This window comes from Shewanella piezotolerans WP3 (assembly GCF_000014885.1).
Taxonomy (GTDB): domain Bacteria; phylum Pseudomonadota; class Gammaproteobacteria; order Enterobacterales; family Shewanellaceae; genus Shewanella; species Shewanella piezotolerans.
Genome location: NC_011566.1, coordinates 901,671 through 922,655, shown reverse-complemented (window position 1 = coordinate 922,655; position 20,985 = coordinate 901,671). Strand labels below are relative to the sequence as shown.

Below are 20,985 nucleotides of genomic sequence, written 5' to 3'. Positions count from 1 at the left end.
GTGGAGAGAAAAGATAGACAAAACCAGCGAACATTGTAGCCGTAGCTATAAAATAAATAGGCTCAGGAATAATATTGACTCTGTACCTGACGGGTTCGACATAAAAAACCTTACGGTTTTTTTATGTCGTTAATGCCTATACGATAACAACTATTGTCGGTGGGGTAATGAAGATAAGACATTATCGTATAGGACTTATCTTTTACTTATTAAGTTTTGACTCTCTTTCTTTAGCTTCTTTATCCCATTTGGGCAGAATAGTTTTCGAAAAGTTAGCTTTTTCGGCTTCTAGCTTATCCATATTTAAGCCTATCGCTTTCTGTGCTTTTTCCTTAGTTGATATATCAGGGATAGCGACAGGCTGTTTGATGCCCATCTTGCCGAGTAATCGAGCCAGCTTCACCCTCGCATCAGCGGCCAAATCAATTGCTGTTCCTAGTACTCTTAACGCTTCTTCTGGATTGTGCATTGCTATACCATGTGAAGCAGTCGCATAATCCCAGCGCCATTGCGCATGTCTAATATCGTCTTGAATTGGCTTAAGATCTGCTTCAGATGCTCCCTCTTTAATCGCAGCGCCAGCTTCGTAGTGAGCGTGAACCAACTGAATTTCTACTCGATCTTTAAGTCCATTAATCATTGCTTGACGTTTTTGTACAACGTCTACCATCTGTTCTTTGCTCTGTTCGTGACAATTAGCACAGACCTGCTCGAAACGATCAAACGGATTACCGACTTGATGGTCGGTAAACTTACGCCCCTTATCATTGGTAATTTTAGGCATATGGCAATCGATACAAGTGACATTGTTTTGGCCATGAACGCCTGAACTCCATGTCTCATAATCTGGGTGCTGGGCTTTAAGCATGGGAGTTTTTGAGATTTGATGTGTCCAATCAACAAAATCTATAGAGTCGAAAAACTCTTCTACATTGTCGGCTTCAACGCCATTGTCCCATGGGAAAGCTGCTTTTTTACTACCCTTCTCAAAGTAATATTCAACGTGACACTGCCCACATACCATAGACTTTCTGTCAGTTTTCGATGCACTGTCCCACTCTTTACCTATCTTATCCATCGCACGTTGAGCAAAAGGCCTGGATACCCGAAGCTTAGACGAACCTGGCTCATGACAATCCTGACAACCAATAGTATTCACTATTTCTGCACCAGCTGAGCTCCAAGTATTATTAAAAAATCCATCCTCCCCTTGTTCGGTAATTAGTCGGGGAACGTCTGGACCTTTACATGACCAACAAGCCATAGGCTGCAGATCTTTATGCTCTGCATCCGGGCTACCTACCCTTAACGTTCCACGTACATCTGTGATCGCATATTGATGTCCTCTCGGAGTATCATAATCTCTAGAGAATGCGTAACCAGCCCACAATACGGCAAGATTTGGATTTGATTTTACTTCATCAATCTTCTTATCTTGCTCTATAGTCTTTTTCCAAGTTTTATATTGCTTTGGAAATTTCTTAGCGTATTGTTCACTTCGAGGATCTATTTCATCACCAGCCAAAGTTGAGGTAGAGATGCTAGCAATAACCATTGCTATCGCTGTAATTTTCAAATTTTTATTTAACATTTAACCACCTATTTAATTGATGTGGCTAAGTGTAAAACAGCGATAAAGTTAAAAATATTTGAAAGCGTTTACTCTTAAATTAAAAATAATATAATTAAACAGTTACTTTATTAGGTTCGACAACTAAAGCTATTATTAATAACCACTCATAATGCTAAAGAAAATAGAGGTAGAGTCTACCTCAATACATTTGTGTTTATTTTTCAGCCATTTAGAACAGTCAATTAAGCCACCCATTATTAATCAATATAAAGCACTACATGTAAATGATTACTCCCCTTTTGCCATCAAGAGTTCATACGCAGCTACGCCAATCGCAAACACGTCTGTTAACTTCAGTATTTGTGCTTCAACCCAACCACGGCGATGGTCGTAATTTTTGCCTGTGAATTTGTCATCACCACACACTTTTTGTTTCAACAGCATGCACGCCGGACTACTCGGCTACAACAATGATAATAAGGACTGATTGTTAAGTAAAAAGCTCAAGGCTAATCAGCGTACTTCTGGGACGGGGCATAACAACCTTTTACTTAAGCAATACCTAAAGCTTAGTAAGAGGCACAAAAACATGCATTAATGATGGGCGTCTATGATTAGTTATATGTATTATTTGCTTGTACTATTCTGAAGTCATATCACGAATCGTGGAAATGGTGATACTATTTCTTTATCATCCTAATATTTATGGCTTTTAAATGAATTTTTTAACAGAAGAGCTTAATAAAGCCCTCGCTGAATTAGCTTTAAATGGATTGGCTCAACCAGATAACGAGAAATTCATTACTGAATTTGCTAGCCAAAAGGCTGCTTTGCTCCGTGGAAACTTGAATATTAGCGGCGTCGAAATGCTCAAGTCACAAAGAAACGAATTTTCTGAATTTACTCAACTCAATGAATCTAGATGGCAAACTGGCTTCGACTTATTGGAAACTCATATACGAATTTGTATCGAGTCTGGGGTGGACTTGCACCGTAATATGCAAAATGGTAGTGAAAATGAAGACTTGTTCTTATTTACTGTTTTGCTTCGCCATCATGCTAGAGCATGTCACATTTCTAATGAAATATTATGTCTCTTAAAGAACGGATTTTCCGATGCTGCACATGCACGCTGGCGTGCATTACACGAAGTTAATGTGACGGCAATGTTTATTGATAAGCATGGTGAAGAATGTGCCAGGCGATTTGATGCTCATGAAATAATTGATTGCTATGACGGAATGAAAGAGCATAAGAAATTTGAACATCGATTGAATTCAAAAGCACCCGAACAAAGCATAATCGATAACTATAAAATAATGTTCGATGCTGCTAAGAAAGAATTTGGCAAAGGATTTGAAACTCATTACGGTTGGGCGGCGATATATTTTCCAGATAGGACTCCTAAAAGCGTTGGTTTCAGAGCTTTGGAACAAGACGTAGAGTTAGAGCATATGCGACCATATTATAAAATGGCAAGTCAAAACGTTCATGCTGGATCTAAAGGCACGAAGAGTCGACTTGCACTGAGTGAATGTGAAGATGATGTGTTGATTGTGGGACAGAGTAGTTCAGGCATGTGCGACCCTGCACATTCTACAGCCTTGAGCCTAATGCAGATTACTTTAACTTTGCTTAAGTTTAATCCGAATATTGATAACGTCGTGCTGATGAATTTACTTAGAAAGTACGCAGAAGATATTGGTGATGCATTCAAATTCGCTTTGGAAAAATCTAACTCCGATTAGTGATAACTGCATTTAGTTTGTACCATTTCTTACAATTTACAATCAATTACTCACTGACTGTTTTGAATCCCCTTATCTGGCGGCCAACAGACAACGTCACCGCTGTTTCTCACATCGAAATGAAACCATCCGATGTCGATTTCTAAAAACGTAATGTACAAAATACATAATAAGTGGATCAGAGTAAACCTTTACCCAACAAGCACTGGAGCCGAGGTTCAACGCAGCTGTAGCTAGTCACAGCAGCAATTATCAGCTGCTTACAATGACATCCCTAACAGCCCATGCTCTGCCCCAACACTATTAGCCACACTCACCAACCGCTGCTTTATCCCCTGCTCTATTCCTACACCCGCTTCAAGCAAGTCAGCAACCGCAATAAAAGCAGTCGTTTTTAAGCTATCGCAGTCATAAGAGTAAGCATAACCTGACTCGACGTTCCACTCTTTACCACTAGAAGCCGCAGCGCCCTTACCACTAGAAGCCTCAGCGCCCTTTTCACTAGCAGCACTCGCTTTCAGCGCATGCTCTTCAATCGTTCTAATCAAGGTAAACTCAAACGACAAGATACAGGCTTCATCACCAAACCAATCCGCCTTTAAGGCTTGGAAATTGATCCATATTTCCAGCTGAGTCAACAAAGGTTTAAGCGAACTGGAAAAGCGGCTATCAGCCAAAATCGTAATAGGAAGTTGCTCTTGCATATCAGTCTGGATCATCGGTTTTTATCGTCACTTTGCTCTGGTTTAAATCAATTGGTTTAATTCAAGCGCTATAAAGCTGATTCTGCTGGCTAATATCGCATGATGCAACCACTGTCGAATAAACTTTCAACGTAGACTTACAGAACACACCTATTCCCCATCGAAGTTGCCGAAGTACGTTGAAGAAATAGCCGTAATGCCCACACGGACGTGGTCATAGCTTTCGCGAGACAGGATGTCCCATCGGAAGCGTTAGGCGATTTCGAAATAAGTACGAGGGAAACAACTTCGTCTGGGGCGCTGAGGGATATCCAAAAGGGGGCAAGCGCTTTCCCCTTTTTGGTCAGGTGTGGGCGAAGCGCCACGACTTTAGTGGCCTTAGGCCATAAAAAACCCAATAAAAAACGCACCACTAAGGGTGCGTTTCATACAAATGACGTTACTGCCGACGGTAAGACAAGGAAGCCGATGGTTTTCGCCGCGGAGTTGACTCCAGTCAATGAGCAGCGAAAACCTGAGGCTGAAGCCGTATTACCGAGGTTAAGTAGTCATTTATTCGTAGTCAGAAATTGGCACACAAGCACAGAAAAGGTTTCTGTCACCAAACACATCATCAATACGATTAACCGTTGGCCAGAACTTATTCAACTTAACCGCTGCCGTTGGGAACACGGCTTCTTCACGACTGTAAGGACGTGAATCAAACGCTGGGTCCATGATGTCAGCTAGGGTATGCGGTGCATTGTGCAGCGGGTTATTGTCCGCTGGCCATTCACCGGCTTCTACCTTGGCAACTTCGCCGCGAATAGCCACCATCGCCTCGATGAATCTGTCTAGCTCAACTTTAGACTCAGACTCTGTTGGCTCAATCATTAAGGTTCCCGCAACTGGGAAGCTCATGGTTGGCGCATGGAAGCCGTAATCGTTAAGACGCTTAGCGATATCCATCTCAGTCACACCTGATGACTCTTTAAGTGGACGTAAATCGATGATGCACTCATGGGCAACACGGTCATTTCGGCCTGTATAAAGTACCGGGTAATGCTCAGACAGTTTCTTCATCATGTAGTTAGCGTTAAGCAGTGCCACTTGCGTTGACTCACGCAGACCCTTCTTACCGAGTAACTTGATGTACATCCAAGTGATAGGCAGGATACCTGCGCTACCAAATGGCGCAGCAGAAACGGCACCGTTGTTGTCTGACTCTAGACCATGCTTAACCACTGCGTGGCCAGATAGGAATGGCGCAAGGTGCTTTTTAACACCAATTGGGCCCATACCTGGTCCGCCGCCGCCATGTGGAATAGCGAAGGTTTTATGCAAGTTAAGGTGTGATACGTCAGCGCCGATAAAGCCAGGTGATGTTAGGCCTACCTGTGCGTTCATGTTGGCGCCATCAAGGTAAACTTGACCGCCGTGCTCATGAATCACCTCGCAGATCTCGCTAATGGTTTCTTCATACACACCGTGAGTCGATGGGTAGGTCACCATGATGCATGACAGGTTGTCAGCCACTTCTGCCGCTTTAGCACGTAGATCATCCATGTCGATGTTACCGGCTTTATCACAGGCGGTAACTACGATTTTCATGCCAGCAAGTTGTGCTGAAGCTGGGTTTGTACCGTGCGCAGACTGTGGGATCAAACAGATGTTTCTGTGTGCATCGCCACGAGACTCGTGGTATTGCTTAATCGCTAGCAGACCGGCGTATTCACCCTGTGCACCTGAGTTAGGTTGCAGTGATACCGCATCATAACCTGTGATATCCACCAACCAGGTCGATAGTTCTTCAAGCAGCTCGGCGTAACCTTGTGCTTGGTCTTGTGGGCAGAATGGGTGCATGTTACCAAACTCAGGCCAAGTGATAGGCATCATCTCGGTGGCTGCGTTTAGCTTCATGGTGCATGAACCCAGTGAGATCATTGAGTGGTTCAAGGCGAGATCTTTGTTCTCTAAGCGCTTGATGTAACGCATCATCTCTGTTTCGCTTTGGTAGCGATTAAACGTTGGATGAGTCAAGATGGCATCGGTGCGAACAAGCTCAGCCGGCACTGACGTGCTGCCGTTAGCAAGGATAGCTTCATCAAGTGCTGCCACATCTAGACCATGACCAGCACCTAAAATCACATCAAATAGCTCGGCAACATCGGTACGTAGCGTGGTTTCGCTGACGCTAACGCCCACAATGCCATCGCTATCGATACGTAGGTTAAGGCCAGCGGCTTCTGAACGAGCAACAACAGCAGCAACATCTAGCCCTTTGATAGAGAGCGTGTCGAACCAAGTGTTGTTAACCAGTTCCACGCCTTTAGCCGTTAGGCCTGCAGCGAGAATGTCAGCTAAACGGTGGATACGCTCGGCAATAACCTTAAGACCTTGTGGGCCATGGAATACTGCGTAGAACGACGCCATATTGGCCAGTAACACCTGTGCAGTACAGATGTTTGAGTTGGCTTTTTCGCGGCGGATATGTTGCTCACGAGTTTGCATTGCCATACGCAGTGCACGGTTACCGCGAGTATCTTGTGATACTCCGATAATACGGCCCGGTAAGGAGCGCTTGTAGGCATCACGCGATACAAAGAAGGCAGCGTGAGGACCACCAAAGCCCATTGGCACACCAAAACGCTGTGAGTTACCAAATACCACATCGGCGCCCATAGAGCCTGGAGATTTAAGCATCACTAGCGACATGATGTCGGCTGCCACTGATACAATCGCCTTTTTCTCATGCAACTTGGCAAACAACTCGCTGTGATCAACAATTTGACCATAACGGTTGGTGTACTGGAACAAGGCACCAAATAGTTCGTAGTTAGCGGCATCGGCTGCAGGGCCGACGATAACTTCAAAACCAAAACACTCAGCGCGGGTTTTTATTACATCTAGTGTTTGTGGGAATACATCGTCAGCAACAAAGTAGATGTTGGCTTTTTTAGCTTTAGAAACACGCTTAGACAACGCCATGGCTTCAGCCGCAGCAGTCGCTTCATCAAGCAATGATGAAGACGCAAGGTCAAGACCGGTAAGATCCATTGATAGCTGCTGGAAGTTCAAGATTGCTTCTAGGCGACCTTGAGCAATCTCTGGCTGGTATGGCGTGTAAGCAGTGTACCACCCCGGATTTTCAAGCACGTTACGCTGGATAACACTTGGTACTTCAGTACCGTGATAACCCATACCTATGTAGCTTTTGAAGACCTTGTTCTTATCCGCAATTTGACGAATATAAGCCATGCCTTCAGCTTCACCACATGAATCGCCAACGGCGAGGTCACGATTAAGCAGAATAGACTCTGGCACGATTTGTCCGGTCAAGTCTGCTAACGATTCAGCACCCACAAAATTCAGCATCTCTTGCTGCTGTTCGGCACCAGGACCGATATGACGGCTAAGAAATAATTCGTGCTGCTCTAACTGCGTAAGGGTTTCTTTGGTCATGAGTAACCTAGTTCCATATTTGCCAGTATCCTGCCTGTAGGGGGCGGTGCTACCGGTCTCGTTGTTTAGAATTCGATTGTTCTGTGGCATGTCTTATAGGTAAAAGGTGACATGCTTTATAACGAACAAAGCCCCAATCTTTAGCAGAGTGGGGCTTTGTTGATTATCGCGACTTACTCGTCGTCGATAACCGCTTGATAACCTTCGGCATCAAGCAGGTTTTCTAACTCAGCGGTGTCAGAAGGCATCACGCGGAAGAACCAACCATCACCAAATGCATCGCTGTTAACCAGCTCAGGAGAATCTTCTAGTGCTTCGTTAACGGCCAATACTTCACCTGTTAGAGGTGAGTAGATGTCAGATGCTGCTTTTACAGACTCTGCCACTGCGCAGTCTTCACCAGCGTTAACGTCGTCGCCAACTTCTGGAAGTTCAACGAACACCATGTCACCCAATAGCTCTTGAGCGTGCTCACTGATACCTACTGTGTAGCTACCGTCTTCTTCTTTACGAACCCACTCGTGAGAAGAAGCATATTTTAGTTCTGCTGGGATATTGCTCATTGGTCTTAATCCTTATTCGATTGTTCTAATTCTGTAATATTATAAGACGTTACACTGATTTATAAGGCTTTTATCAGTTTTGCGCTTAGGCGCAGCGGTTCATGCTTGCAGTAGATATTAACGCTAACCGTCTAGGGTATAAAGTGACGTATACGTCAACGTTACTACTTATACGCGATGTAACCACAAATTTTACGCTGACTTGCGCTATCCATCAATCAAAGCAAGTCAGCTTTATGCTTTTTCTACGATTAATACGTTAGTTAGTTCATCCTAATTTGCTAGTAGGCCTAAGTAACTCGTATAAATCCTAAAAATATTATGTGTTGTAGATGATAGACACTCATCTCAGCACACTTTTCTGCGATTAATACGCAGGTAGTTCGGTCTAATGTTAAGAGTCAGCGCTGTGACTGATGCTTTGAAAACACATCCGTCAGCACTGACGACAACACTCTTTACTAGAACCTAAACCGAAGTAACCAGTATTAATCCAGAAAGGTTAGAATGCTTGCTTACCGTTACGTACAAACGAAGGTGCAATCACTTTAACCGGTACACGCTTCTTACGCATCTCAACTTCTGCCACATCACCAATAGTGTTTGGTACACGTGCCATTGCGATTGAGTAGCCAAGTGTTGGCGAGAATGTACCACTAGTAATCGTACCTTGCTGCTCAACACCGTCGCTGTCGGTAAAGAATACTGACATACCGTGACGGATAACACCTTTAGCATCCATGATTAGACCGACTAACTTGTCAGCGCCTTCAGCTTTGATCTTCTCAAGTGCTTTACGACCGTTGAAGTCACGATCTTCTGGTGCCCAAGCAACCGTCCAGCCCATGTTTGCAGCAAGTGGGTTTACGCTTTCGTCCATATCTAGGCCGTAAAGGTTCATGCCCGCTTCAAGACGTAGCGTATCACGTGCGCCTAGCCCACATGGCTTAACGCCAGCGTCTAGGAAAGCTTGCCAAAGCGCTTCAGCTTCAGCTTCTGGCACGATAACTTCGTAACCGGTTTCGCCAGTGTAGCCTGTTGTTGCTATAAATAGTGAGTCAGCTTGTACGCCAAAGAATGGCTTCATGCCTTCAACGGCCGCGTTTTGCGTGTCGTTAAATACTGTCGCTGCTTTTGCTTTTGCGTTAGGGCCTTGAACAGCGATCATCGCCAGTTCAGGACGCTCTGTCACTTCAACACTGAAACCTTTAACTTGCTCGTTGATCCAAGCAAGATCTTTTTCGCGTGTCGCTGAGTTAACCACGATGCGGTACTGCGTATCTGAAAGGTAATAGGTAATCAGGTCGTCGATAACACCGCCATTGTGATCAAGCATGCCGCCGTATAGCGCTTTGCCTGGTACTTTTAGCTTGGCTACGTCGTTGGCTAGCAACTTACGTAAAAAGGCACAAGCGTCATCACCAATCACATCAACAACTGTCATGTGAGAAACGTCGAACATACCAGCGTCTTGACGCACAGCGTGGTGCTCTTCGATTTGAGAACCGTAGTTAAGTGGCATATCCCAACCATGGAAATCTACCATCTTGCCATTTGATTCTAGGTGCTTGTTAAAAAGTACAGTTTTGTTAGCCATTTTTATCCCTTCTTTGGGGTATTCAAGTCTGCAACTGGTGTAGGGTGCTAGTCACCAGATCAATTTGGTCGTATTAAAATGCGGCGAAATTATACCTTGAGTATTGCCTTTGTATACAAAAGAATTTTCTAATCCGAACAGTTTCGTCATTAGTTTTTCTCATGTTACACATGTAATTTATTTACACTAAAACGCTGCTTTGCTTGGATAAAATAACAAGCCTATGAAATTAAAGAGTTATTCACCTTTAGCTAAAACAGCTAAATGTTAATCTTATTCACTTTTACACAGTTCAGGTAGACTTTTCTTGTTGCCGAGAGCCTGTTGAATAAACAGTGTTTTCAATGGCGCAAAATTGTCGACCAGATTTAAACCAATATCGCGAATGGCTTTTTTGAGTGGATTACTGCCTTCAAATAGCCTCTTAAAGCCCTCCATTGCACTTATCATCTCTAGTGCTTCGGCTTTACGCCAGCGCTCTAGATTACGTAGATGACGATAATCGCCGATATCTTTGCCCTGCTCTTTAAGCTCACTCACGGTTTGCACTATGCTGGCAGCATCGAGGAAACCTAAGTTAACCCCTTGTCCAGCTAATGGATGAATGGTGTGCGCCGCATCCCCAGCCAGTACCAAACGGTGACGAGCGAAGTGGCGTGCATAGCGCATACGTAGCGGAAACGCTTGGCGGGCGCTTTCTAGCGAGCACATACCTAAACGACCGTCGAAGGCAGCGGTCAATGCCCGCTCAAACTGCACAGCATCTAATGCTTGTAGCTCTTTAGCTTTGTCTGGCGATACTGACCAGACAATAGAGCTGAGATCTTTTTCATATAAAGGTAGGAAAGCCAGCGGCCCTTCACTGTCGAATACTTGCCTTGCGGTGTCACCATGGGGCAGCTCGGTGCGAATGGTTGCGACCACAGCGTGATGGTTATAGTCCCAGAAGGTCATTGGGATCTTACACTGCTCGCGCACCCACGAATTAGCGCCATCGGCAGCAACCACCAATGCGGCGCTAAGGCTGTCGCCATTGTCTAAGGTTAACCAAGCTTCACGCTCGCCAAAGGCAATACGCTCTAGTCGTTGGTTTTCAATATAGGTCAGCTCATCGAACTCTGCCGCGCGTTCGGCGAGTGCAAAGGCGATGGCATCGTTCTCGATAATCGCCCCAAGGTGAGTTTCACCCAGCGATTGGGCATCGAAATCGATTTTACCTAAACTGTCTTTGTCCCAAACTTGCATCTTTTGGTAGGGGCTAATACGACTTGCCGCCAAGTACGGCCATGCGCCTATATTAGTCAGTAAATGTTGGCTGGCTTTGTTAATCGCACTGACTCTGAGTTTAGGTGCACCAGATACGGCGTGAGTTTGACCTGCGTCGATAACAACCACACTCACGCCTTTCATTGCCAAGCCTATGGCCGTCGCTAAACCAACCATACCGCCGCCAACAATGGCGACATCATAAGTTTTTGTGCTTAACATCTTTTACCCTTACTCTTTATAGCAATTTAAAATATCAACAAAGCTGACTCTCTCAGCCAAGTGGTTCAGCTAGTCGTCCAGCCCATGGCTTTACGGGCAACTGGCGCTTTAAGTGGCGGAAACCATGACAGTAAACGCAAACCGATATTACGACCTAACACTAACGGCCAGTGATCATTAGAGAAACCACGAACTAAGAACTCAATACTATTCATAGTGCTGTCTCTGTCGGCGTTACGACGAGCTAAGTAGTCATGGGTAATATGATTGATCCCCACATCAAGCTCGCAGCCATCGACATTAGTAAGCGCTTGCTCTATCACTTGCAACAAACTCACCACATCGCGTAGGCCTAAGTTAAAGCCCTGCCCCGCAATTGGGTGCAGTGTTTGCGCAGCATTGCCTAAAAATACGGTGCGATGGTAGATAGGCCGCTGCATATAAGACAGCATCAAGGGGTAACTAACGCGCTCGCCAATATCGACGAAGCGCCCTGCTCGGTAACCAAAAGTTGCCTGCAACTTTTCGATAAACTCAGCTTTAGGCGCTGCTAGCATCTGCTCGGCTTCATTAGGCGATAGCGCCCACACCATCGACAATCTATGCTCGCCATTTCTGTCTGCCATCGGCAGCAATGCTAATGGCCCACTTTGAGTAAAACGCTCATAAGCCCAGCCTTGGTGTGGCTGCTCAGTATGGATATTAGTAATGATAGCGCTTTGCTGAAAATCGACCTGTTCAAGTGGCTGGTTAAAAGCATGACGTACTTTGGAGTTAAGTCCGTCTGCGGCCACCAGCAGCTTAGCGGCAATTTTCTGGCCGCAACTTAAGGTAAGTAGTTGTTGATCGTCTTGCGCCTCTACTTCACTCAAGCTCGCAGGGCAATGTAATTGAATATCGCTTTGTTCAAGCTGGTTAAACAGCTGTTGACCGACCGCTTCTAGCTCAACCACCTGACCTAAATAAGGCAGCTGGAAGTCGTCACTGCTAAGCTCCGTCATGCCAAAATTGCCACGTTCAGAGATATGGATATGGTTGATTTCGCTGGCAAGCGCGGCAATATGTGGCCATATTTGCAATTTTTTTAACTGAAAAATAGAGCCGTGAGAAATCGCAATTGAGCGGGCGTCGAAACCAGGGTGCTCATCATTAGGGCGATGTGCTTCGATCAAGGCAATTTTCAGTGGCCGCCCCGCTTGCTTGGCAATATGTGTCAAGCCAAGCGCTAGAGTAGCGCCAGCCATTGCACCGCCGACAATAGCGATATCGACCTGTTCGACTGTAGTGGTGTTAGTCATGGAATATTTAACCCGATAACTGATTTAATGCTAGCTAGAAAGCAAAACCGCCATGGCATAAATGCGATGGCGGTTTGAATGACGAACGTTTAGTGCAAAACACCAAGATCAATTGGTTTGTCGTCTTCTATCGCTGGCCCAAATTCGGAGTAGCAGAGCAATGCGGCCATGCGGGTAAACTCCATTAATTCGATAAGTGCGGCTTCTGACTCTTCGTCTTCTGCAACGTCAAATTCAACTTGTGCGATTTCCGATAGGTCTTGAATCACTTCACGAACATCTTTTGAGGCTTTATTCAATTTAGGTTGAATAATGGCGATGCCAGTAAGGAAGCTCTGTACCCATAGCGATAGCGCTTCCACACGCTTTGCCAAAGTTTCTTCCTCTTCAGGAAGCATAGGGCTAAAACCAAAGTCAGTGTCGGATAGACGAGTCACTGCATCTTGATAAAGCTCTTCAACCATAGTTTGCAGTTTTGGCGGCAGTGCTTGACCATCATTCATCAGCTCTAATAGCGGCAGAGTCCAACCTTTAGAGGATTGTTCTACACCACCACAAATTAAGCCCACTAATGCGCCGTGAACTTCAACAGGGTGCTGACCAATTTCAGCTTCATTAAGTGCCGCAAGTAGGTTATCCATACGCAGCGTTGGTAGAGTCGCCATAAAGTCGTTTCCAGTGACAAGATTTACTGGTCTCATGCTAGCAGAAGTGACTGTTACGACCAAGAGTTGCCACCATAAAGTCAGCAAAAGTTTGTCGATTTAGCCACAAAAACAGCAATCAAGATCTGTTGCTGCATATACAATTGCAACTAACTGGTGATAAATGGTGATTTCTAGCGGTAACTTAAGTAACAGCTCAACTAGCACTAGCGCCCAAAGCGCTTCATGTTTGTACGCTAATGGCTATCTAAACAACAATTAATCTAAACTATTCCTGTTTAGTTGGATATCGTGTTGCACTTTGCTTTTTAGACCGATATAGTCCGCTCAAGTACACGGTTTAAGGATTCCTTTAGGAATGGGTAACAAGGCGATTGAAATTACCCTTATGGGGCGCACCTACTCTATCGCTTGTCCGGATGGACAAGAGACAGCACTTAGGCACGTCGCACATAATCTTGAAAAGCAGTTAATGTCGCTTAAAGCGCGCACTAACAATATCAGCCGTGAAGAAATTGCGATTATGGCAGCATTAAATACTGGTTATGAGCTGTTAGAAGAACAGCAGAAGAATCAAGATTATAACAAGCAGATGGATGAAAAAATCGGTTTGCTGCAGTCAACTTTAGAAGATGCGTTAGTTGAACGCTCTACGAAAAGCGATTAAAAAGGTTATAATCAGCTTCACTAAATTTTTGCGACAGCAAATTTAGCGATGAAAGAATTATTGTCGTAAGCCATTTAAAGGTCAATTGACCTGCTTACGAATGCAAGTTTTGCTCCCTGGGATACGCGCTAGCTGGCAATGTCCCTGTGCCGATATTTACAAACCCAGGGTGAACGTTTTACTGACATTGTGCAAGCTCGGCTCGTATCGAGAAGCCTTAGGAGGTATTCGTTTACCCGCCTTGAACCTACGGTTCAAGGGCTACGCCAGCGGTCGGTATTCTGGGGAGCAATTCAAATAAACAAAATAACCATCAACTTATGATGGTTTTTTTGTACCTAAAATTTACTGTATTCCCAATTTCCCCCCCCAGAATACCAACGTAGTCGGACTCTTTATCAATAGAGTGCGGGGAGCAATTCAAACAAACAAAATAACCATCAACTTATGATGGTTTTTTTGTACCTAAAATTTACTGTATTCCCAATTTCCCCCCCCCAGAATACCGACGTAGTCGGACTCTTTTATAAATAAAATGCGGGGAGCAATTCAATCAATAAAAAAGGGCTATCCTACCTGATAGCCCTTTTTTTATGCCTGCAATTTCTGCCCTGCCCCCCAGAATACCGACGTAGTCGGACTCTTTATAAGAAAATGCGGGGAGCAATTCTATTTCACCTGAAAGGCAATACTTTTTTGATGCCTTTTTTCTTCCTATAACTAGCATAAAACCGGATAATGTCTGGTAATTCCACATCAGTGATAGATTGCAACAATATCTAACATAGCCCCCCCAAAAAAAAAGCAATTATGACCTTGATTTCTTAACTTCTGATACAAATACCTACAAGTTACAATTTGCATAATCAGTCACCTATGTTACTTTAATTTTTTTATCCACAGCAAAGACTTATGTTCGACGAATTTAAAGTACAGCTAACTACATTTGACTGGAACGGGGTTTCAGGTTTAACCAATATTCTGATGGTTATTTTAACTGGATTACTTCTATACGGACTGAAGCAAGGCTCGAGTAATATTAAGGAGTCTTCGCTATCTCGAGACGCTGATATTCTAAGGTGGGCTATGACAGAGATGGATCTCTTGAAGCCTGCTATTCGAATTCTAACTGATGCTCACAAAACTCGTTCATTTTGCAACTGTCCTGGTGAACATATTAAACATTACGACTGCAGCTGGAATAAAGAAGAATTAGCCGCAGCACAAGAGGTAAGTGTTAAACTCCAGCGCATAGGTTATATGGCTCTTCATAACTTGATCTCAAGAAATCACTTTATGAATATTTGGGGCCCTATGTATCTATCCACATGGTACTCCCTAGAAGCTTGGGTAAAGCATAAAAGACTTGATTTAGATGAACCTTTAACTATTGAAAACGGTGCATATTCTCGCATTTATTTAGAGCAATTCGCTCATTATTGTGAGAAAAACATGCCTGAAGTGCTAGTCAATAACGAACGTAGAAGGTTTAATTTACCTACACTTTCTAATGAGAAAAGGAAGAAAGCGCGAGTGACTTCCAAAGTATTTAAATCAAAAAAAGAAAAACTCAATATTTAAAAAAGACTAATAGTCTTGCCCACTCCTATTCACACGGAAGCTAAATTCCAATAAAACAATTTAAAAACAAAAAGCTACAAAAGTTCAAAATGGCTTTCTATCGACATTGTACCACTTAGCTTTGGAATTATTGCTCATCATATCCAGAAACTCATTGGCCTCTAGAAAAAGGGGCTGATCTCTAAGCGACTTTTAGTGTAAAATCTCCTCTTTCGTCAGTCCAAAAGCCAAGTACACTTAGGCCCAAAGATAGGCCCAAAGAATAAACGATGTCGCAGACTCTGTTTTACCTGATGCCTAACGGCAAAAGTACCCAGCGCCATGAGCCATTATTGGCGTTGCAGCAGGTATACGATTTTGCCTGTGAATTGGCTCGACAGGCGTTTATTAATCAGCAATGGGTCTATATTCATTGCACTGACAAAGAACAAGCTTATGCCATCGATGAACTGTTATGGCAGTTAGCACCGCAATCTTTCGTGCCCCATAACCTTAAAGGTGAAGGCCCGACAGGCGGCGCCCCAGTTGAAATAGGCTTTGATCGGCTTGGGGCCAACAAAAATCGTCATGTTCTGATTAATCTTGCAGACCAAGTGCCGCAATTTGCGGTAAACTTTGTGCAGATTATCGACTTCGTTGCCAACGACGACAGCCATAAAGCGATCGCACGCGATCGCTACCGGCAATATCGCACTCTTGGGATAGCGTTAACGACCCAAGACTTGAGCAATACAACCAATTAATTTTAGTTTGAGATAAGCACGCTCCCATGGAAAAAACATATAACCCGCAGTCTATCGAACAGTCTCTTTACCAAAACTGGGAAGAGAAAGGTTACTTCAAGCCACACGGCGACGAGTCTCAAGGCAACTATTGCATCATGATCCCACCACCAAACGTGACGGGTAGCTTGCATATGGGCCACGCTTTCCAAGATACCATTATGGATACCTTGACCCGTTACCAGCGCATGAAGGGTAAAAACACCCTTTGGCAGGTCGGTACTGACCACGCAGGTATTGCCACACAGATGTTGGTTGAACGTAAAGTCGCAGCTGAAGAAGGTTTAAACCGTCACGACTTAGGCCGTGAAAACTTCATCGACCGTATCTGGGACTGGAAGAACGAGTCTGGTGGCACCATCACTAAACAACTACGTCGTCTTGGCGCGTCAGTTGATTGGGATCGTGAGCGCTTCACCATGGACGAAGGCATGTCTGAAGCGGTACAAGAAGTATTTGTTCGCCTGTATGAAGACGACCTTATCTACCGTGGTAAGCGCCTAGTTAACTGGGATCCTAAGCTGCACACTGCAATTTCAGATTTAGAAGTTGAAAACAAAGAAAAACAAGGCAGCATGTGGCATTTCCGCTACCCGCTTGCAGAAGGCGCCTTGACCAGCGATGGTAAAGATTACTTAGAGATCGCCACCACCCGTCCTGAAACCATGTTAGGTGATAGTGCGGTTGCCGTGCATCCAGAAGATGAGCGTTACGCTTCACTGATTGGTAAGTTCATCCACCTACCGATTGTAAACCGTCTTATCCCGATTGTTGCTGACGATTACGTCGACATGGAGTTTGGTACTGGTTGTGTGAAAATCACCCCTGCACACGACTTTAACGATTACGAAGTCGGTAAGCGCCACGAACTGCCTATGTACAACATTTTGACTTTTGACGCGGCTATCCGCTCATCTGCTGAAGTCGTTAACACCGATGGCACGGCCAATAATGAATTAGACGCTGCGCTACCTGAGCGTTACGCTGGCCTTGATCGTTTTGAAGCGCGTAAAGCGGTTGTTGCCGAGCTTGAGACTTTAGGTCTGTTAGGCAAAATTGATCCACATGGATTGAAAGTCCCTTACGGCGATCGCTCTGGTGTGGTTATTGAGCCACTACTTACCGACCAATGGTATGTATCGGTTGCTCCTATGGCGAAAACCGCGATGGAAGCGGTTGATAACGGCGACATTAAGTTTGTGCCACAGCAATATGAGAACATGTACAACTCTTGGATGCGTGACATTCAAGACTGGTGTATCTCGCGCCAGCTTTGGTGGGGACACCGCATTCCAGCTTGGTATGACGAAGCCGGTAAAGTTTATGTTGGCCGTGATGAAGCGGAAGTTCGTGCAAAGCACAAACTTGCAGATTCAGTAGTACTACGCCAAGACAACGATGTACTCGATACTTGGTTTAGCTCTGCGTTATGGACCTTCTCTACACTTGGCTGGCCAAAAGACACCGCTGAGCTTAAAGCGTTCCACCCAACTGACGTGCTAGTCACTGGCTTTGACATCATCTTCTTCTGGGTTGCCCGCATGATCATGATGACCATGCATTTCATCAAAGATGAAAACGGTAAGCCGCAGGTGCCATTTAAAACCGTGTACGTGACCGGGCTTATCCGTGATGAAGTCGGCAATAAGATGTCGAAATCTAAAGGTAACGTACTTGACCCATTAGATATGATTGACGGTATCGATCTTGAAGCATTAGTGGAAAAACGTACCGGCAACATGATGCAGCCTAAGATGGCAGCCAAAATTGAAAAGAGTACCCGTAAAGAGTTCTCTGATGGCATTGAAGCACACGGTACTGATGCACTACGCTTTACCCTAGCGTCTATGGCGTCTACTGGCCGCGATATCAACTGGGACATGAAACGTCTTGATGGTTACCGCAGCTTCTGTAATAAAATCTGGAACGCATCTCGCTACGTGTTGATGAACACTGAAGTGCAAACAGAAGACGCTGCTGATGATGCTGTTGGCGAAGCATTAGATTGTGGCCAAATTCTTGTTGATGGCAAGCCGGGAGAAATGGAACTGTCGATTGCTGATCGCTGGATCATAGGTCTGTTTAACGAAACGGTTAAAACCTATGACGAGCATATGGCAAACTACCGTTTCGATCTTGCAGCGAACACTATCTACGAGTTCACTTGGAACCAGTTCTGTGATTGGTACCTAGAACTCACCAAGCCTGTGATGCAAAACGGTACTGACGCCCAGCTACGTGGTACACGCCATACATTGGTGAACGTGCTTGAGCAGATGCAGCGCCTAATGCACCCAATGATGCCTTACCTAACTGAAACTATCTGGCAACGCGTTAAGCCGCTGGCCGGTGTTGAAGGTGACACCTTAATGCTTGCCGCATTCCCTGAGTACCAAGCTGATAAAGTTGACACTCAAGCGATGGAAGATCTTGAGTGGGTTAAGCAGGTGATTACTGCGGTACGTAACATTCGCGCCGAACTTAACATTGCGCCATCTAAACCACTAAATGCACTACTTCGTGGTGTGAGCAAGCAAGACAAAGCCCGTCTTGCAGCGAACCAGACCTTCTTCAAGACACTGGCTAAACTTGAGTCTATGACGATTCTAGCGGACGGTGAAACAGCGCCAATGTCGACCACACAGCTTGTGGGTGACATGGAGCTACTCATACCAATGGCGGGTCTTATCGATGTCGCTAAAGAAGTAGCCCGTATCGACAAGCTACTTGAAAAAGCCGCTGCTGAGTTTAAGCGTATTGAAGGTAAGCTTTCTAACCAAGGTTTTGTGGCCAAAGCGCCAGCAGCCGTGATTGAGAAAGAGCGTGCCAAGCAAGCTGAATATCAACGTGATATTGAAAAGCTTACTGAGCAAAAAGCTGAATTGGCGAAATTGGAAGGTTAAGCATTTCTGCTGGGGAAACTCAGCTAAAGTAACGCAAAAAAGGCAACCTTCGGGTTGCCCTTTTTATTCGCTAATATGAGGTACTAGAAGTAACAAAACCATATACTCACTTCCAGCTAGTTAGATAGGCAATAACACTTGATGTCAGATTAAAAAGAATAAGTCCCTTTATATGATTAGCTCCTTAGGGTCTGTTGATTCCTTTTAAGGCTATTGCCCATACTGCTGAGATATTTACAGAATGCTTCAGTTGCATTAAGTTTAAGTCAAGCTATGTTAATTAGTAATGGCTGAACAAAAACTATCGAACTGAATAATTTTAAGGACGTGACTTTATGGATACCAATAAACTGTTACTGATCATCATCGCAATATTACTGCCGCCAGTGGCAGTATTTCTAAAAAGTGGCGTAGGTAAAGATCTGCTTATCAATATCATTTTGTGTCTACTTTTCTTTATCCCAGGATTACTGCATGCACTGTGGGTTGTCACCAAGTAGCGCTTACCTCATGTAGCGATAATAGATAACCGATTTGAGCCCCATAAACTTGGGGCTTTTTGATGGCCTGTCAGCGATTTATTTAACGCCATTAATTCCATTTAGGAATACATTAAATCAATAACATTCATTTTTTTAATTAACGAGTCAGGAGTAAACTTTAGTCAGTTCTAAACAGCATTCAAAATCAGGTTCGTTATGCCCCTTAGCTTCAGCGCTATCCAATCTAAACTCTGTAAACTGTTTTTGCTGCTAGCCCAAGTTAGCTTTTTTTGCTTATTTGCTTACAGCTGCCAGCAACTTGCTAGCTGGTTGCATTCTCCGTTACCCGGCAGCGTGATAGGACTCGCCATTCTGCTGTTATTACTCTGCGGTAAAGTCATTCCAGAAAAAGCGGTAAACAGTGGCGCGGCTTGGTTGATTGGCGACCTGCTGCTATTTTTCATTCCACCGGTAGTCGCCGTTCTAAAATACGAAGACATATTAGAACAATATGGCGTCACGCTGATCAGCTCGATGTTAGCAGCAAGCTGCTTAGTATTGCTTGGCACTGCGTTTACCGTAGATAGATTATTTAATTTTGAACGTAAACTAAAGTTACAAAAACAGCGTAAGCATGCGCAGTTACTAAGGGCTCCTGTAAAAATAGCGCCAACACATACGGCTTCAGGAGTATCTTTATGAACCTCACGCTATTAGCGCTACTTTGCCTAGCATTAACCTTAGGCTGTTATTATGGCAGTAAAGCGCTTTATCGCCGCAAGCAACGGGTATGGTTTGCCCCCATTTTGCTCGCTCCATTGGCCATTTTAGTCACCGTGGTGATATTAAAAATTCCGCTTGCGAGTTACTTTCAATATACCCACTGGCTCGCCGCACTGTTAGCACCTGCGACTATCGCCTTTGCAGTGCCGATTTACCGCGAGCGCCAGCTGATAAAGCAATACCCTATTACCTTAAGCGTTGGTGTGATTGTTGGGCTTTTACTTGGGTTAGCCACCTCTTGGTTATTGATGCAGTTAACCACCATGCCCACAGAGCTTTCCAATAGCTTAATGGTGCGTTCGGTCTCAACGCCATTTGCAATAGAGGCAACGGGAGCATTTGGCGGTATACCTGAGCTTACCGCTATGCTGGTTTTATTAACCGGTATTATGGGAATGCTGATCTGTGAGCCACTGTTTAAAGTGGCCAAAATTCGCAGTGCTGTTGCAAAAGGAGTAGCCCTTGGCGCTTCAGCTCACGGTGCGGGGGCAGCAAAAGCCAGTGAAATAGGTAGACAAGAGGGAGTTATTGCCAGTTTAACCATGATATTCACGGGCATTGCAATGGTGCTCATGGCGCCGTTATTTGCCTCAGTTATTGGATAATACTTATTAGTCCAAACCATCGGCTTTCATTAAACTCTATTGCATAAAGCTTCAACATTTACTGCTATGCGCTTGTTGTTACAGCAACTCTATGGTGCCTTCCTT

Annotated in this window: 16 protein-coding genes, 1 other RNA gene and 1 pseudogene; 9 read left to right on the top strand and 9 right to left on the bottom strand. The window is 44.6% G+C overall.

Annotated features, from left to right (window positions below):
• Positions 1-202 precede the first annotated feature (202 nt).
• Together nrfA and SWP_RS23340 are read right to left on the bottom strand one after the other, a co-directional pair.
• A complete protein-coding gene (gene nrfA, locus SWP_RS04065) occupies positions 203-1,591 on the bottom strand; it encodes an ammonia-forming cytochrome c nitrite reductase (RefSeq protein ID WP_020911103.1) in 1,389 nt (462 codons plus the stop codon).
• 242 nt (positions 1,592-1,833) lie between these two features.
• Positions 1,834-2,111: pseudogene (locus SWP_RS23340) on the bottom strand (hypothetical protein); the annotation flags it as partial.
• Between the two features lie 178 nt (positions 2,112-2,289).
• Here SWP_RS23340 and SWP_RS04060 point away from each other — a divergent pair.
• Positions 2,290-3,321 carry a DUF5677 domain-containing protein gene (locus SWP_RS04060; protein WP_044555649.1) on the top strand — a complete coding sequence of 344 codons (1,032 nt, stop codon included), beginning with the start codon at positions 2,290-2,292 and terminating at the stop codon, positions 3,319-3,321.
• A 260-nt stretch (positions 3,322-3,581) separates the two neighbouring features.
• Here the strand turns inward: SWP_RS04060 and SWP_RS04055 are convergent, their stop codons facing one another.
• The 7 genes from SWP_RS04055 to SWP_RS04025 all read right to left on the bottom strand — a co-directional run bounded on the left by SWP_RS04055 (position 3,582) and on the right by SWP_RS04025 (position 13,077).
• Positions 3,582-4,040: a hypothetical protein gene (locus SWP_RS04055; protein ID WP_020911100.1), complete on the bottom strand. Its 459-nt coding sequence runs from the start codon at positions 4,038-4,040 to the stop codon at positions 3,582-3,584.
• 537 nt (positions 4,041-4,577) lie between these two features.
• Positions 4,578-7,466: an aminomethyl-transferring glycine dehydrogenase gene (gene gcvP, locus SWP_RS04050; RefSeq protein WP_044555648.1), complete on the bottom strand. Its 2,889-nt coding sequence runs from the start codon at positions 7,464-7,466 to the stop codon at positions 4,578-4,580.
• Positions 7,467-7,639: 173 nt separating this feature from the next.
• The gene (gene gcvH / locus SWP_RS04045; RefSeq protein ID WP_020911098.1) at positions 7,640-8,029 is read right to left on the bottom strand and encodes a glycine cleavage system protein GcvH; all 390 of its coding nucleotides are present in this window, start codon (positions 8,027-8,029) and stop codon (positions 7,640-7,642) included.
• Positions 8,030-8,531: 502 nt separating this feature from the next.
• A complete protein-coding gene (gcvT, locus tag SWP_RS04040) occupies positions 8,532-9,626 on the bottom strand; it encodes a glycine cleavage system aminomethyltransferase GcvT (protein ID WP_020911097.1) in 1,095 nt (364 codons plus the stop codon).
• 273 nt (positions 9,627-9,899) lie between these two features.
• Positions 9,900-11,114 carry an FAD-dependent oxidoreductase gene (locus SWP_RS04035; RefSeq protein WP_020911096.1) on the bottom strand — a complete coding sequence of 405 codons (1,215 nt, stop codon included), beginning with the start codon at positions 11,112-11,114 and terminating at the stop codon, positions 9,900-9,902.
• A 65-nt stretch (positions 11,115-11,179) separates the two neighbouring features.
• On the bottom strand, positions 11,180-12,412 hold the full coding sequence (gene ubiH / locus SWP_RS04030) for a 2-octaprenyl-6-methoxyphenyl hydroxylase (RefSeq protein ID WP_020911095.1): 1,233 nt from the start codon (positions 12,410-12,412) through the stop codon (positions 11,180-11,182).
• Between the two features lie 89 nt (positions 12,413-12,501).
• Positions 12,502-13,077, bottom strand: a complete 576-nt coding sequence (locus SWP_RS04025) for a UPF0149 family protein (RefSeq protein WP_044555647.1) — start codon at positions 13,075-13,077, stop codon at positions 12,502-12,504.
• 358 nt (positions 13,078-13,435) lie between these two features.
• Between SWP_RS04025 and SWP_RS04020 the strand changes: the two genes are divergently transcribed.
• The 8 genes from SWP_RS04020 (at position 13,436) to SWP_RS03985 (ending at position 20,880) form a co-directional block, all read left to right on the top strand.
• A complete protein-coding gene (locus SWP_RS04020; protein WP_020911092.1) occupies positions 13,436-13,744 on the top strand; it encodes a cell division protein ZapA in 309 nt (102 codons plus the stop codon).
• 110 nt (positions 13,745-13,854) lie between these two features.
• Positions 13,855-14,036: non-coding RNA, 6S RNA (gene ssrS / locus SWP_RS23250), on the top strand.
• A gap of 620 nt (positions 14,037-14,656) precedes the next feature.
• Entirely contained in the window at positions 14,657-15,325 is a 669-nt protein-coding gene (locus SWP_RS04010; protein ID WP_020911091.1) for a hypothetical protein, read from the top strand.
• A gap of 269 nt (positions 15,326-15,594) precedes the next feature.
• Entirely contained in the window at positions 15,595-16,068 is a 474-nt protein-coding gene (locus tag SWP_RS04005; RefSeq protein ID WP_020911090.1) for a DNA polymerase III subunit chi, read from the top strand.
• Positions 16,069-16,094: 26 nt separating this feature from the next.
• Complete coding sequence (locus tag SWP_RS04000; RefSeq protein WP_020911089.1) at positions 16,095-19,010, top strand: valine--tRNA ligase; 2,916 nt, start codon at positions 16,095-16,097, stop codon at positions 19,008-19,010.
• A 335-nt stretch (positions 19,011-19,345) separates the two neighbouring features.
• The gene (locus SWP_RS23335; RefSeq protein ID WP_012144718.1) at positions 19,346-19,510 is read left to right on the top strand and encodes a YqaE/Pmp3 family membrane protein; all 165 of its coding nucleotides are present in this window, start codon (positions 19,346-19,348) and stop codon (positions 19,508-19,510) included.
• A gap of 198 nt (positions 19,511-19,708) precedes the next feature.
• Positions 19,709-20,194, top strand: coding sequence for a CidA/LrgA family protein (locus tag SWP_RS03990; protein ID WP_020911087.1), 486 nt, complete (start codon positions 19,709-19,711; stop codon positions 20,192-20,194).
• Positions 20,191-20,880 carry an LrgB family protein gene (locus SWP_RS03985; protein ID WP_020911086.1) on the top strand — a complete coding sequence of 230 codons (690 nt, stop codon included), beginning with the start codon at positions 20,191-20,193 and terminating at the stop codon, positions 20,878-20,880. Before SWP_RS03990 ends, SWP_RS03985 begins: the two co-directional genes overlap by 4 nt.
• Positions 20,881-20,985: the final 105 nt, after the last annotated feature.

What these genes read in the sequence shown, in the direction of transcription:
- SWP_RS04020 (WP_020911092.1), top strand. Translation starts at nt 13,436, where the DNA reads ATGGGTAACAAGGCGATTGAAATTACCCTTATGGGGCGCACCTACTCT.
- SWP_RS03990 (WP_020911087.1), top strand. Translation starts at nt 19,709, where the DNA reads ATGCCCCTTAGCTTCAGCGCTATCCAATCTAAACTCTGTAAACTGTTT.
- SWP_RS04000 (WP_020911089.1), top strand. Translation starts at nt 16,095, where the DNA reads ATGGAAAAAACATATAACCCGCAGTCTATCGAACAGTCTCTTTACCAA.
- SWP_RS04060 (WP_044555649.1), top strand. Translation starts at nt 2,290, where the DNA reads ATGAATTTTTTAACAGAAGAGCTTAATAAAGCCCTCGCTGAATTAGCT.
- gcvP (WP_044555648.1), bottom strand. Translation starts at nt 7,466, where the DNA reads ATGACCAAAGAAACCCTTACGCAGTTAGAGCAGCACGAATTATTTCTT.
- SWP_RS04035 (WP_020911096.1), bottom strand. Translation starts at nt 11,114, where the DNA reads ATGTTAAGCACAAAAACTTATGATGTCGCCATTGTTGGCGGCGGTATG.
- ubiH (WP_020911095.1), bottom strand. Translation starts at nt 12,412, where the DNA reads ATGACTAACACCACTACAGTCGAACAGGTCGATATCGCTATTGTCGGC.
- gcvT (WP_020911097.1), bottom strand. Translation starts at nt 9,626, where the DNA reads ATGGCTAACAAAACTGTACTTTTTAACAAGCACCTAGAATCAAATGGC.
- SWP_RS04055 (WP_020911100.1), bottom strand. Translation starts at nt 4,040, where the DNA reads ATGATCCAGACTGATATGCAAGAGCAACTTCCTATTACGATTTTGGCT.
- nrfA (WP_020911103.1), bottom strand. Translation starts at nt 1,591, where the DNA reads ATGTTAAATAAAAATTTGAAAATTACAGCGATAGCAATGGTTATTGCT.
- SWP_RS04005 (WP_020911090.1), top strand. Translation starts at nt 15,595, where the DNA reads ATGTCGCAGACTCTGTTTTACCTGATGCCTAACGGCAAAAGTACCCAG.
- gcvH (WP_020911098.1), bottom strand. Translation starts at nt 8,029, where the DNA reads ATGAGCAATATCCCAGCAGAACTAAAATATGCTTCTTCTCACGAGTGG.
- SWP_RS04025 (WP_044555647.1), bottom strand. Translation starts at nt 13,077, where the DNA reads ATGGCGACTCTACCAACGCTGCGTATGGATAACCTACTTGCGGCACTT.
- SWP_RS04010 (WP_020911091.1), top strand. Translation starts at nt 14,657, where the DNA reads ATGTTCGACGAATTTAAAGTACAGCTAACTACATTTGACTGGAACGGG.
- SWP_RS23335 (WP_012144718.1), top strand. Translation starts at nt 19,346, where the DNA reads ATGGATACCAATAAACTGTTACTGATCATCATCGCAATATTACTGCCG.
- SWP_RS03985 (WP_020911086.1), top strand. Translation starts at nt 20,191, where the DNA reads ATGAACCTCACGCTATTAGCGCTACTTTGCCTAGCATTAACCTTAGGC.